This is a genomic window from Hymenobacter sp. GOD-10R (assembly GCF_035609205.1).
In the GTDB taxonomy this organism is placed as follows: domain Bacteria; phylum Bacteroidota; class Bacteroidia; order Cytophagales; family Hymenobacteraceae; genus Hymenobacter.
In genome coordinates, this window is record NZ_CP141184.1 from 982,740 (window position 1) to 995,522 (window position 12,783).

General features: G+C 52.0%; 13 protein-coding genes. 9 read left to right on the plus strand and 4 right to left on the minus strand.

Annotation, left to right across the window (positions count from 1 at the left end):
* Positions 1-11: 11 nt before the first annotated feature.
* From rpsD to SD425_RS04105, 6 genes are all read left to right on the plus strand, one after another.
* The gene (rpsD, locus tag SD425_RS04080; protein ID WP_324675675.1) at positions 12-617 is read left to right on the plus strand and encodes a 30S ribosomal protein S4; all 606 of its coding nucleotides are present in this window, start codon (positions 12-14) and stop codon (positions 615-617) included.
* A 71-nt stretch (positions 618-688) separates the two neighbouring features.
* Positions 689-1,678, plus strand: a complete 990-nt coding sequence (locus SD425_RS04085) for a DNA-directed RNA polymerase subunit alpha (RefSeq protein WP_324675677.1) — start codon at positions 689-691, stop codon at positions 1,676-1,678.
* Positions 1,679-1,874: 196 nt separating this feature from the next.
* On the plus strand, positions 1,875-2,459 hold the full coding sequence (gene rplQ, locus SD425_RS04090) for a 50S ribosomal protein L17 (RefSeq protein ID WP_324675679.1): 585 nt from the start codon (positions 1,875-1,877) through the stop codon (positions 2,457-2,459).
* Between the two features lie 204 nt (positions 2,460-2,663).
* Complete coding sequence (gene eno / locus SD425_RS04095; RefSeq protein WP_324675681.1) at positions 2,664-3,935, plus strand: phosphopyruvate hydratase; 1,272 nt, start codon at positions 2,664-2,666, stop codon at positions 3,933-3,935.
* 79 nt (positions 3,936-4,014) lie between these two features.
* The gene (locus tag SD425_RS04100) at positions 4,015-4,329 is read left to right on the plus strand and encodes an FtsB family cell division protein (protein WP_324675683.1); all 315 of its coding nucleotides are present in this window, start codon (positions 4,015-4,017) and stop codon (positions 4,327-4,329) included.
* Between the two features lie 64 nt (positions 4,330-4,393).
* Positions 4,394-4,870 (plus strand): hypothetical protein, encoded by a 477-nt coding sequence (locus SD425_RS04105; RefSeq protein WP_324675685.1) that lies wholly within the window; start codon positions 4,394-4,396, stop codon positions 4,868-4,870.
* A gap of 94 nt (positions 4,871-4,964) precedes the next feature.
* Here the strand turns inward: SD425_RS04105 and hscA are convergent, their stop codons facing one another.
* A complete protein-coding gene (gene hscA / locus SD425_RS04110) occupies positions 4,965-6,824 on the minus strand; it encodes a Fe-S protein assembly chaperone HscA (protein ID WP_324675687.1) in 1,860 nt (619 codons plus the stop codon).
* Positions 6,825-7,276: 452 nt separating this feature from the next.
* On the opposite strand from hscA, the gene SD425_RS04115 reads away from it, so the two are divergent.
* Entirely contained in the window at positions 7,277-8,107 is an 831-nt protein-coding gene (locus SD425_RS04115) for a murein L,D-transpeptidase catalytic domain family protein (protein WP_324675689.1), read from the plus strand.
* 80 nt (positions 8,108-8,187) lie between these two features.
* Here SD425_RS04115 and SD425_RS04120 read toward each other — a convergent pair whose 3' ends face one another.
* The 3 genes from SD425_RS04120 to SD425_RS04130 all read right to left on the minus strand — a co-directional run bounded on the left by SD425_RS04120 (position 8,188) and on the right by SD425_RS04130 (position 11,251).
* Positions 8,188-9,249 (minus strand): Ldh family oxidoreductase, encoded by a 1,062-nt coding sequence (locus tag SD425_RS04120; protein ID WP_324675691.1) that lies wholly within the window; start codon positions 9,247-9,249, stop codon positions 8,188-8,190.
* A gap of 77 nt (positions 9,250-9,326) precedes the next feature.
* Positions 9,327-10,280, minus strand: a complete 954-nt coding sequence (locus SD425_RS04125) for a phosphatase (RefSeq protein WP_324675693.1) — start codon at positions 10,278-10,280, stop codon at positions 9,327-9,329.
* 89 nt (positions 10,281-10,369) lie between these two features.
* Positions 10,370-11,251, minus strand: coding sequence for a class I SAM-dependent methyltransferase (locus tag SD425_RS04130; protein ID WP_324675695.1), 882 nt, complete (start codon positions 11,249-11,251; stop codon positions 10,370-10,372).
* 88 nt (positions 11,252-11,339) lie between these two features.
* On the opposite strand from SD425_RS04130, the gene SD425_RS04135 reads away from it, so the two are divergent.
* Together SD425_RS04135 and dapF are read left to right on the plus strand one after the other, a co-directional pair.
* Entirely contained in the window at positions 11,340-11,828 is a 489-nt protein-coding gene (locus SD425_RS04135; RefSeq protein WP_324675697.1) for a DinB family protein, read from the plus strand.
* A 69-nt stretch (positions 11,829-11,897) separates the two neighbouring features.
* Entirely contained in the window at positions 11,898-12,695 is a 798-nt protein-coding gene (dapF, locus tag SD425_RS04140) for a diaminopimelate epimerase (protein WP_324675699.1), read from the plus strand.
* Positions 12,696-12,783: the final 88 nt, after the last annotated feature.

Here is a 12,783-nt window from a genome sequence, read left to right on the forward strand (position 1 = left end):
ACATCCCCGAAATGGCACGTTATACTGGTCCAAAAACCAAGATTGCCCGTCGCTTCGCAGAGCCGATCTTCGGCCCAAGCAAGGCACTCAATAAAAAGAATTATCCTCCGGGCCAGCATGGCCGTGGTCGCCGCAAGAAACAGTCCGAATATGCAATCCAGTTGATGGAGAAGCAGAAGGTTAAATATTTGTACGGCATGTTGGAAAAGCAGTTTGAGAACCTCTTCCACAAAGCTGCTACAATGCCTGGTATCACAGGTGAGAACTTGTTGTCCTTGCTAGAGTCTCGCCTCGATAACACGATTTACCGTCTAGGTATTGCTCCAACTCGTCGTGCTGCTCGTCAATTGGTGTTGCACAAGCACATCACAGTAAACGGCGAAGTAGTAAACATTGCTTCCTACAAACTACGTCCTGGTGATTTGGTAGGTGTTCGGGAGAAATCGAAGTCACTAGAAGCTATTGCTACTAGCCTGAGTGCTCGGAATTCGCGCGCATTCTCTTGGCTAGAATGGGATGGCAAGGAGATGGTAGGCAAGTTCCTCAATGCTCCTGCCCGCGATCTGATCCCTGAGAAAATTCAGGAGCAGTTGATCGTCGAGCTTTACTCGAAGTAATCATTTGGCCTAGGTGTTATTAGCCTAGGCTACTTCGATTTTTTTCCTGTTTTATTTTTAAAGCCCCATTTATGTCAATCTTAGCTTTTCAAATGCCGGAGAAGGTTGTGATGGAGAAATCCGACGACTTCTACGGAACGTTTGAATTCAAACCGCTAGAGAAAGGCTACGGCGTCACGATCGGCAACGCATTACGCCGCATCCTGCTGTCGTCGCTGGAGGGCTACGCTATTACGTCGGTTCGCACCCCTAGCGTACTGCACGAGTTCATGACTATCGAAGGAGTGATTGAGGATATGTCCGAAATCATTCTGAACCTAAAGCAAGTTCGCTTCAAAAAGGCGAGTGACGCTATTGAAGATAAAATCACGGTTCGTATCAAGGGTCAGGACACGTTCACGGGTGGCGATATAAACAAATTTACCAACGGCTTTCAGGTTTTGAACCCCGATCTGGTGATTTGCCACGTTGACCCAAGCGTTGAGCTAGAGTTTGAATTTACTATTCAGAAAGGACGTGGTTACGTACCTGCTGAAGAGAATAAGCCTTCTGACCAAGTATTTGGGCAGATTGCGATTGATGCCATTTTCACGCCTATCAAAAACGTGAAGTATAGCATCGAAAATACTCGTGTGGAGCAGAAAACTGACTACGAGCGTCTGTTGGTCGAAATCCAGACGGATGGTTCGATCCACCCAGAAGATGCCCTAAAAGGTGCTGCTAACATTCTGATTCAACACTTCATGTTGTTCTCAGATAACACGATGACTTTTGAAACAGCAAAAGCTGAAGAAGAAGAAACTGTTGATGAAGAAACGCTGCACATGCGTAAAGTCTTGAAAACGCCATTGGCGGATATGGACTTGTCAGTACGTGCTTATAACTGCTTGAAGGCAGCTGATATCAAAACCCTCGGTGACTTGGTACAGCTGGATATGAGCGACATGATGAAGTTCCGCAACTTTGGTAAGAAATCTCTTACTGAGTTGGAGAACCTAGTAGAAGAAAAAGGTCTGACTTTTGGTATGGACCTGAGCAAGTTCCGTCTCGACGAGGACTAGTAAACAGATGTGCTGATTAGATGGTGCGCCAATGCTTATGCGGCATGAAGCGCTTAACCTAATCAGCACATCAATTTTTATGTATTCCCATCAATACGCCCGAGGGTTGGCAGTTCTAATGAGATGGTTCCTTTACAAACCGTCCGCCGTGGTTGCCATCCGCAAGCGTATACTTTTGCAAACTGCATTTTAAACAATGAGACACGGTAAAACCATCAACCACCTAGGTCGCACGGCTGCGCACCGCAATGCTATGTTGTCTAACATGGCATCTTCTCTAATTCTGCACAAGCGTCTGACGACCACAGTAGCCAAAGCAAAGGCTCTCCGCAAGTTTGTAGAGCCTCTGTTGACAAAGTCAAAGAGCGATACTACGCACTCGCGTCGTACCATCTTCGCTACGCTGCAGAACAAAGATTCGATCAAAGAATTATTTGACACAGTAGCTGTTAAAATCGCAAATCGTCCAGGTGGCTACACCCGCATCTTGAAACTCAGCGACAACCGTTTGGGTGATAATGCTGAGATGTGCGTCATTGAGCTAGTTGATTACAACGAAACTCTGTTGGAAGCCAAAACAGCTGGTGAAGCTAAAAATACTACTCGTCGTTCGCGCCGTGGTGGTAAGAAAGCAACTGATGCAACTACTACTACCGGCGAAGCTGTTGCTCCTGCTGCAGTAGTAGAAACTAGCGCTCCTGAAGATACCCCAACTGCTACCGTAGAGGAAGGTCAGACGCGGGATGAGGCTAAAGCTGCTGACGAAGAAGCCGCTTCTTAATTCTAGCTTACCGATAATGAAAGGGACGTGCCTCGCAGCACGTCCCTTTTTGTTTGTGGCTACCGGCACATTATATCGAACTCATTAGCCCTGTTAATTGAAATCCTTACCTTGGCGCCCGGAAAAACACTGGCCTCGTATCTTCTTCCTTCTTAAGCTAGGCTAGAGTAGAACACCATCTTTCACCTCCATTTTTCTTTAACCATGAGCATTATCTCAGCCATTCACGCCCGCCAAATTTTTGATTCGCGTGGTAATCCGACCGTTGAAGTGGACGTAACCACCGAAACCGGAGTGGTAGGCAGGGCAGCTGTGCCATCAGGCGCTTCTACAGGCAAGCACGAAGCTGTAGAACTCCGCGACGATGATAAGTCCAAGTACATGGGCAAGGGCGTGCTGAAAGCCGTCGAAAACGTAAATAGCAAGATTGCTGAAGAGCTGATTGGCTTCTCTGTGTACGAACAGGCACTGCTCGACAAGATTATGCTAGAGCTAGATGGGACCCCTAACAAAGGTAACCTAGGTGCTAACGCTATTCTTGGTGTCTCGCTGGCTGCCGCTCGCGCAGCCGCTCAAGATGCTGGTATGCCATTGTACCGCTACGTAGGTGGTGTAGGAGCTACTACGCTGCCTGTGCCAATGATGAACATTCTGAACGGTGGCAGCCACGCAGACAACTCCATCGACTTTCAGGAGTTCATGATTATGCCCGTAGGAGCTAGCTCTTTCTCGGAAGCTTTGCGTTGGGGTACGGAGATCTTCCACCATCTCAAGAACGTGCTGAAGAAGCAAGGCTTTAGCACCAACGTAGGAGATGAAGGTGGCTTTGCCCCTAACATCAAGTCGAACGAAGACGCTATCAAGATTGTGTTGCAAGCCATTGAAACGGCGGGCTACAAGCCAGGCGACGATGTGATGATTGCTATGGATGCTGCTACTTCGGAGTTCTACGAAGATGGTCACTACCATTTCAAGAAGAGCACCGGTGATAAGCTGACTTCGGCAGAAATGGTTGCTTACTGGACTGATTGGACGAAGAAGTATCCGATCATCAGCATTGAAGATGGTATGGACGAGGATGACTGGAGCGGCTGGAAACAACTCACAGAGAGTATCGGCTCAACAACTCAGCTCGTAGGTGACGACTTGTTCGTGACGAACGTGAACCGTTTGCAGCGCGGTATCGACGAGAAGATTGCCAACGCTATCTTGATCAAGGTAAACCAGATTGGTACCCTGACTGAGACAATCGATGCGGTAAACCTAGGTCGTCGTAACGGGTATAAGAGCATTATGTCGCACCGCTCAGGTGAGACTGAAGACAACACCATTGCGGACTTGGCAGTAGCGTTGAACACAGGTCAAATCAAAACAGGTTCGGCTTCGCGCTCTGACCGGATGGCTAAGTACAACCAGTTGCTGCGCATTGAAGAGGAGCTAGGTGAAATCGCCTACTTCCCTGGTAAGAAAATGTAGTCTTCGCGCTAGCTTAGTCATAGCGATACGGCTGATTCCAACAAGTTGGAGTCAGCCGTATTCGTATATTTGAAGTGCTATGGAAATCAACTCTATGTTCCAGCGGGTACCACGCTTTTTTCGCAGCTTCTACTTCGTGACGGGGTTGGGCTTCCTCGTCTGGATGTTCATGTTCGATGCGAATGATCTCGTGAAGCAGTACGAGATGTACTCTAAATGGCGGGAGCTCCAGACGGAGCGTGATTATTACCTGAAAAATATTGAGTCGGTGAAGAAGGATCGGGCCGAGTTGTTGAGCAGCCCAGAGCTGTTGGAAAAGTTTGCGCGGGAGAAGTACATCATGAAGCGGCCCGGCGAAGATGTTTTCGTGCTCGTGCCACAGGAAGAAAAGTAAGCTCTAGTAGTCGGCTGTCACCCTAGCGGTGCTACCTGAAAGCAGCGCTTTACGTATTGATAGCATGTTGAGAGTAAAAGATACTACCGGTTTGCGTGCCGCAAAGCGGCTAGGGCTGCTGCTTAGTTTGAGCTTGTTGGTGGTGCTGCATGCTGGGTTTATGGTGCCGGCACCTGCCAAACCATCGCAATTACAAGTCGCACGACAATTCCTTATCGTCTTACTGCAGCGGCAGTATAAGCAGGCGTACCAATTGCTTGCCCCTGAGGTAAATGCGGCTATTAGCCTACGCCAATTTGAAGCCGCAACACAACCATTGATTGAGCAAAGCCAGCGTCGTGGACAAGCTATTGACTTGTATAAGCTAGGTATGCGTATTAGCGATGGTCCAGTTACCCGGTACTTCTATAACTTCTCTTTCAAAAGCGACACATTGCAGGCAAAGCCTACTGTGTTGCTTGATGTAAGCTTTCGTGACTCAACGGCTACGCGGGTATTGAGCTTCGGTCTTATTCCAGCGCCTCAGCGAAAGCTGAAGTAAATGTTTCTGTAAAAGACCTAGCCCAGCATCGAGATAAATCTTACTCAATGCTGGGCTAGGTCTTTTCTTAGGATATCCCCTAGGAAGAAGCTGTTTACTCAATCTTCTTCCCCGTCATAGCTTGCTTGATGGAGATATTCATCACGCGCTCGGCGAAGGGACTTGTGAGGGCTTCTAGCTCATCCACAGCTTTGAGGATGGTATCCTTGTCGTTGGTTGCTAAAGAGTCCTTCAAGGTCTGCGTTTGTGCAGTTGTTTGCGTGATTTCCTCCTGGGTGAGATGCTCAGCGTTTTTGGTGATAAAGCGTTCTACCTGGTAGATCATCTGCTCGGCTACGGTGCGGGCTTCGATGACCATACGGGCCGCTACGTCCTCGCGGGCATGCGTGAGCGAATCCATAAGCATTTGCTCCACTTGGTCGTCAGTAAGGCCGTATTGAGGCTTGATCTCGACGGCTTGGCGCGTGTTGGAGCGTAACTCAATGGCTTCTACCTTCAGAATACCATCGGCATTCAGGATGAAGTTGACGTCGACCTTCGGCAAACCAGCAGGCATAGCTGGAATACCGCGTAAGTCGAATTCCGCCAGTTTACGGTTTTCCTTCACTAAGTCCCGCTCGCCCTGGTATACAGAGATTTTTAGATTCACCTGTCCATCAACCGACGTTGTGTACTGCCGACCTGCTTTGGTTGGAATCTTGGAGTTGCGCGGAATGATGGGGTCCATCAAGCCGCCCAAGGTCTCAATCCCTAGGGTCAGAGGCGTTACGTCAAGCAGCAGCACGTCGCGCCGGTTGCCGGCTAAGATGTCGGCTTGAATAGCCGCGCCAAGTGCTACTACTTCATCGGGGTTGAGCGAATTGTTGGCGGGTTGTTGGAAAAATTCCGATACGGTATCATACACCAGCGGCACGCGAGTCGAACCGCCAACGAGTAGTACGGCATCGAGATCTTTCGGACCTAGCTTAGCATCAGCTAGCGCCTGGCGACACGAATCAATTGTGCGCTGTACGAGCGGCTGAATAAGGCTATTGAACTTGACTTTGGTGAGCGGCAAGCGGACACCAGCAAATTGCGCCTCAAATTCATCATGCTGGCTTAGGTGCTTCTTGGCTTGCTCGGCCAACAGGCGCAACTCCTGCTGGGCAGAGGAGTTATCGTGCAACACCGTTGTTAGTTGATAGTCGAACGTCCAATGATCGATAATAGCGCGGTCGAGGTCGTCGCCCCCTAGGTAGGTGTCGCCGTTGGTGCTTAGTACCTCGAAGATGCCCTGCTGAATGCGGAGAATGCTAATATCAAAAGTGCCGCCACCTAGGTCGTATACAGCCACGGTTTTCTCCTCTTCCGGTGAGAGGCCGATACCGTAAGCCAGCGCCGCTGCTGTCGGCTCATTCACGATACGTAGCACTTCTAACCCAGCTAACCGGCCTGCATCGCGCGTGGCTTGGCGCTGAGAGTCATTGAAGTACGCCGGCACTGTGATAACAGCCCGGTTGACGGGCGTCTTGAGGGCGTGTTCGGCGCGGGCGCGCAGCTCCCGCAGAATCTCTGCCGACAAGTCGATAGGAGAGTAGAATCGGTCGCCCACCCGGATCTTGACCAAGCCCTCCGAGTTGTCGTCGATGATCTTGTATCCAAAATGCCCGGCGTGCTCGCCTACGTCACGGTAGGATTTGCCGAGCAAGCGCTTCACCGAATAGATTGTGTTCTGCGGATCGGTAAGTAGATAGTCCTTGGCCTCGTTGCCAACGATTGGTTCTGCATCGTCGGCAGGAAAGTGCACAACGGAAGGCACGATGGTACCGCGGCCTTGGTCGTTGATGGCAATAGGCTGCCGGTTTTCAGGATGGATGTAGGCGACCAAGCTATTCGTGGTGCCTAGGTCAATCCCGACAATAATTTCTTCTTGTTGTATGCTCCCGGTTGAGAGGTTGATTGCGACTTTGGCCATGCGTGTAAAAGGAGGACGCGCCGTGGCGCGTGGAGTGAACAAAACAGCGTAGCGAGCTAGGCTACTACTTAAACTGTTTTGGGCCGCAAAAGTAGCGAAGAAATGCCGGCGGGTATGGTTTTACCCATTGATGCTAGCCTGTAGCTCTACTAGCGACGTGCAAAGCAACCTAGTTGAAGGTCAGTACGGAAAAGAAACGGCACAGTACCTAGGTCGGATTTTATGCTCGACCTAGCATCCTTTCTAAGTCAGCGAGAGCATAGTAAGCGGGCCATGCTGAGCAGTACCCTGAAACCCGAAAAGGAATTAATTCCTGCTAGTAATGGTTATACTACTGAAAGCCATCAAGAAAGTAAGTTTAGCTACTTGATGGTTTTTCTCGTAAAAGAGAGATACATGGTTTCCCGGGCACTGGGAGGCCTTTTCCAATAAACCGTAACCAGCCAGTGAAGATGGAAAAGCCAAATGTAGTGCGTCGTCAGCGTGTTAAGCGTCGTGCTCGTCGGATGATGCGTCGCGTGTTACCGTTCGTTGCTTCTTTGTTTATGGCGACCCCTTTGGCTTCGTCCATCAACAAATCAGTAGCAGGCGGAGTGCGTACCGAAGCGCGTGCCGTTTCTGCAAAGCAGATGCAGGTTGCTTTTTACGAGCAGAACCTCCAGAACTTGTATCATGACTTGAACGTGGAACAGCAAGGGCTGCACTACGACGTATTTGAGAAAGCCATGACTGGCTACCTCAATTTGAAGCAAGACAATAAGCTAGGTGATAAGCAACTGCTAACTGTAGTAGATTTCAGCTTGCCTTCCACTGAAAAGCGCTTGTGGGTATTGAACCTAGCTACTAAGCAGGTTCTGTTTCATACTCTAGTGGCACATGGTCACAACTCGGGCGAAAACGTAGCGACAAACTTCTCTAACGAGAACGAATCGAACATGAGTAGCTTAGGCTTCTATGTGACCGATAGCGAGTACATGGGTAAGCACGGTCGTTCCCTCAAGCTAAACGGCCTGGACCTAGGTTACAACGACAATGCCTTGATGCGCTCTGTCGTGATGCACGGCGCCGACTACGTGAGCGAAGATTTTATTCGTCAGAATGGTCGACTAGGTCGTAGCCTTGGCTGCCCTGCCTTGCCAATGGACCAGTACGCACAAATCATTGACACCGTAAACGGCGGTACTTGCTTGTTTATCAACGGGCAGAGCCCAACGTATTCTTCACACTATCTGAATACGGAAGTAGCAATGAATGCCTATCTAGGTGGCACCCAATCGATCTAACTATTCTTTCCTATAAGAAAAGCCCAGCTGCTTCTTGCGGCTGGGCTTTTTTGTTGAAGTTGGCTACGGCTACAAAGCACTTAGAGCGTGAGGCCGAATTTTTGGCCAACGGTTTCTAAGTCCTTCACTACTGGGTCCAGCAGCGGAATACCGTCGAGCAGCCGCTGCGCCGATATTTCGCGCTCTGGGTCGCCGGGAATGAGTACCTGCTTGCCTTCCACTGCGCGTGCGTTGCGGAACGTGGTAATCCAGTTATCCATGTGCGCCTTGAACTCCGCCGCTGGTCGGAAAGCATCGATACGCATAGCGCCGAAGAAATGGCCGATCCCTTGGCCTACTGGATCAGCAGGTGGTTGGAGGAATGCTACGAAGGGTGGCACCCACGGTCCATAATTAGCCCCCGAAAGTACCGCCGAGAAAATATCCACGATGCTACCTAGGCAGTAGCCTTTATGCGAACCGGTTTCGCCGCCGAGTGGAAGCAACGCGCCACCTTCTTTCAGCTCATTGGGGTTCGTCGAGCCTTGGCCGTGCTTGTCTTGAATCCAGCCATCAGGTGCAGGCAATTGTTTGCGCTGCAAAATTTCGAGCTTGCCATTGGCGGCAGTGGTGGTAGCAAAGTCCGCTACGAAGTCGGGCTGCTCGCCAGCGGGCACGGCCACGGCGATGGGGTTGGTACCGAGCAGCCGGTCGAGCGAATACGTAGGTGCTACGAGCGGGCTAGCATTCGTCATGGCCATACCGATCATGTCGTGCGCCAACGCCTTCATAGCATGATATCCGGCAATACCGAAGTGATTAGAGTTCTTGACCGAGACCCAGCCGGTGCCTGCTACGCGCGCTTTTTCCAACGCTACGTTCATCGCCTTCGGGGCCACCACTAAGCCTAGGCCACCGTCGCCATCTATTACCGCGGTGCTCGGCGTTTCGTACACCACGCCCACGCGTGGCGTGGGGTTGATGCGGCCCGCTTCCCAGAGGCGTACGTAGCCGATCAGGCGCGCCACCCCGTGCGAGTCGATACCGCGCAAATCAGCTGCTAGTAGCGACTCGGTAGCTAGGGTAGCATCATCATCGGGGCAACCGATACTTTTGAAGACGGACTCAGTGAAGGTGAAAAGCTGATTATAAGGAAAAGTCACGGTCGGTGTTGATAAGGTGAGTTGACTAGATGAATGCCGCCTACCAGCTTAGAGCTATAGGAGCGGACTAGCAGACGTTAGCGCTTTAGCATTTCGGCAAGCAAGCCTTCTTTCAGCGCGTAAGCGGAAGACCGAACCCGCGTGAAGCCATAGGTCTTGAGCACGAAGTCAACCAGCACGCAGGCGACTACAATCATGTCGGCGCGTAGCGATGTCATGCCGGGAAGGGCCAAGCGGCCCGCCCGATCGAGGGTAAGCAGTTGGTTGTAGCTTTCATAGAAGCTATCAGATCCGATTTCTGTTTCGGGCGGTAAGGCATACTCTGAGCGGTTTACACCGACGCGGGCAGCTTGCAAATCACCTAACGTATCGAAGCTACCGGAAGCCCCCACCAAGTCTACTGGCTGATAGTGCTGCACGGCCGAGGTCAAAGGAGCTAGCGTTGAAGCTAGGTAGGCTTGCTCGGCGCGCACTTCTTCGGGCGTAATAGGGTCGTGGTGCATAAACAGATCCAGCAACCGTTGCGCGCCGATTTCAAAGCTTTGCTTCCAGAAGATCGTCGCATTGTTGGCAATGATGAACTCCACACTACCGCCGCCGATATCCATCAGCAAGTGTGGCTGCTGACCTAGGTCCACAGCTTGCCGTACTCCCTCGCAAATCAGTTCTGCCTCTCGGTCGCCGGGAATTACGTCGACTTTAATCCCGGTTTGCTCAAATATGTCTTGTACTAGTTCGGCGCCATTGCGGGCACTGCGCACAGCACTGGTAGCAGTAGCGCGAACTTCCGTGGCTTGGTGCAGCTCAATTTCCTCCTGAAATGCTGTGAGCGTGTGAAGTGCCCGGGCATAAGGTGCCGGCGCAATTTCCCCTTTACTGATGCCACCTTCACCCAAACGTACGCCCACCTTTGTCTGGAGCAAGATTGTCGGCTCGGCATGTCGCACCTCAGGTAACTCCACAATCAGCAGGTGGAAGGTATTTGTGCCCATGTCGATGAGCGCCAGACGTTGGTGTTTGGGGATAGTCATACGCAATAAGAGTACAGGTAGAAAGGGCGCTTTGTGCTACCGCGCAGCGCCGTAGCAGAAAAAGCTAGGATAGAGAGGAGTTGTTAGCATCAACTGCTGAACCGGCAAAAAGTCCCGAGCGGCAACTTACGCTGTGCTTGGTCGTGTAGGTAAATCTCCCCGAGTTCACGCACGCCGCTGATGGGAGGGAAGATGTTGTTGATGAGGTTATCTAGAATAAGCGCTGAGAAGCCCAGCGAGTATAAGTTGATGACGAAAAAATGATCTGTGGGGTCCAGGAGCTGGTGGCAGAGCTTTAGCAACTCGTTCAACTCATCTTCCAGCTGCCACTTCTCGCCGTTTGGGCCACGGCCGTAAGCGGGTGGGTCGAGAATGAGGCCCTGGTATTTGCTGCCCCGCTTCACTTCGCGGCGCACGTACTTCATGGCATCCTCGACGAGCCAGCGCACCCCATCGAGGTTAGACGCTTCCATGTTGTCGCGGGCCCAGAAGTTTACTTGCTTCACCGAGTCGAGGTGCGTCACGTCGGCACCAGCGGCACGGGCCGCTAGGGTCGCCGCGCCCGTGTAGGCAAACAGGTTCAGTACCCGTGGCACGGCGGCTTGGCGCTTTTTTGTTTGCTCGAAAATAAAGCGCCAATTGGGATCTTGCTCCGGAAACAGCCCTACGTGCTTGAACGCCGATAGCCCTAGTCGGAAGCGTAGGCGCAAGTCGCCCTGATTATAGTTGATGACCCACTGCTCGGGCATGCCAGGTTTGAGCTGCCATTGGCCGCGTTCGGTGCTGCCTTTTTCCCGCCGGAAAGTGGCATTGGCGCGCTGCCACTCGCTAGCGGGCAGGTGCGGGTCCCAGATGGCTTGAGGCTCAGGGCGAGCTAGCACGTACTGGCCAAAGCGCTCTAGTTTTTCAAAATTGCCGGCGTCGATCAATTCATAATCGGGCCAGGTGCCGGTGGTCAGGAAGGAATACATAACTTTCGGTAAAGCCGCTCAGGCGGAAGGGCAAAGGTAGTCTGTTGCCCGGTATCCATGATGGGCTGATCTATTGCACTCTACTGTTATGACCGAAATAGAACGTCTGCTCGATCAATTCCGCCGCGCCTATAACGGTGACTCGTGGGCGGGGCCCTCGCTCACTGCTACGCTGCACGGCATTACGGCCGCACAAGCTACGGCGCACCCGCTCGCAGGGGCACATAGCATCTGGGAAATCGTGCTACACCTGGAAACGTGGATACGAACTGTTTATCGGCGGGTTGAGCAGAACAAACTCATCGGACCAACGGATGCTGAGAACTGGCCCAACGTGCCCGCAGTAGCTGATGACGCGGCGTGGCAGCAAGCGCAGGCCAGACTCGGGCAAGCCCACGAGCAACTGCTGGCGCGGCTCGGCCACTTGCGCGATAATGATCTGAACCGGGAGCTAGCGCCCGCGCCAGACTATTCGGCTGGTACGCCAGGCTCCTATTATGTGCTGCTGCATGGGCTCGTGCAACATCATCTCTATCATACTGGACAAATTGCGCTCCTGCGAAAAGCATTTGCCTGAAAAATATGTTGAGGACCTAGGTTTCAATGCTAGGTCGCGGCTGCCGATCTTTGTCTACCTTCTATTAGTATGACGACGCTACACTTCCACAAATACCAAGGCACCGGCAACGACTTCGTGATGATCGACGACCGGGCCCGTCAGTTCGACACAACGGATTATAAACTCGTGCGCCATCTCTGCGACCGGCGCATGGGTATTGGGGCCGATGGGCTTATCCTGCTCCGTCAGCACGCCGACTACAACTTCGAAATGGTGTACTTCAATGCCGACGGTCACCTAGGTTCGATGTGTGGCAACGGTGGCCGCTGCACCGTAGCTTTTGCCAAACAGCTGCACGTTATTAAAGATCACGCGCACTTCTTGGCTGCCGATGGTCCGCACGAAGCGCGCGTCGATCCAGATGGCACCGTGCACCTACGCATGCAAAACGTGACGGGGCAGCAGGTAGTGGAAGAACACGGCATTTTTCTGGATACTGGCTCGCCGCATATCGTGCAGTTCCTATCGGGTAATGCCTTGTCTGAATTAGACGTATTTGCCAAAGGCCAGGCCGTGCGCTACAGCGACTACTTCCGCGAGAAAGGTACCAACGTCAACTTTGTGGAAGCACCTGCAATGGTTGGTCAGCCCTGGCAAGTACGTACCTATGAACGCGGTGTAGAAGATGAAACGCTTTCCTGCGGCACTGGCGTAACGGCTGTTGCATTAGCAGCTTCGCGCCAAGGTGCCAACAGCCCGGTGCACCTCCGCACGCGTGGCGGCGACTTGCGCGTCTCGTTCGAAGCGCAGCCTGACGGGTCATTTACACAAGTCTATCTGAGCGGGCCCGCTACATGGGTGTTCGAGGGAAACATACCATGCTAGGACATCGCTGAGAAGTGCAGCCTATCCAATGCTCGCGCTTGAGCCCAGTTTACATCTATTGAAAACCTCTGACAGCGTATTAGCTTGC

Coding starts and splice junctions, on each gene's coding strand:
- SD425_RS04135 (WP_324675697.1), top strand. CDS start 11,340: ATGACCGAAATAGAACGTCTGCTCGATCAATTCCGCCGCGCCTATAAC.
- SD425_RS04115 (WP_324675689.1), top strand. CDS start 7,277: ATGGAAAAGCCAAATGTAGTGCGTCGTCAGCGTGTTAAGCGTCGTGCT.
- SD425_RS04105 (WP_324675685.1), top strand. CDS start 4,394: ATGTTGAGAGTAAAAGATACTACCGGTTTGCGTGCCGCAAAGCGGCTA.
- SD425_RS04125 (WP_324675693.1), bottom strand. CDS start 10,280: ATGACTATCCCCAAACACCAACGTCTGGCGCTCATCGACATGGGCACA.
- dapF (WP_324675699.1), top strand. CDS start 11,898: ATGACGACGCTACACTTCCACAAATACCAAGGCACCGGCAACGACTTC.
- eno (WP_324675681.1), top strand. CDS start 2,664: ATGAGCATTATCTCAGCCATTCACGCCCGCCAAATTTTTGATTCGCGT.
- rplQ (WP_324675679.1), top strand. CDS start 1,875: ATGAGACACGGTAAAACCATCAACCACCTAGGTCGCACGGCTGCGCAC.
- SD425_RS04100 (WP_324675683.1), top strand. CDS start 4,015: ATGGAAATCAACTCTATGTTCCAGCGGGTACCACGCTTTTTTCGCAGC.
- SD425_RS04085 (WP_324675677.1), top strand. CDS start 689: ATGTCAATCTTAGCTTTTCAAATGCCGGAGAAGGTTGTGATGGAGAAA.
- SD425_RS04130 (WP_324675695.1), bottom strand. CDS start 11,251: ATGTATTCCTTCCTGACCACCGGCACCTGGCCCGATTATGAATTGATC.
- rpsD (WP_324675675.1), top strand. CDS start 12: ATGGCACGTTATACTGGTCCAAAAACCAAGATTGCCCGTCGCTTCGCA.
- hscA (WP_324675687.1), bottom strand. CDS start 6,824: ATGGCCAAAGTCGCAATCAACCTCTCAACCGGGAGCATACAACAAGAA.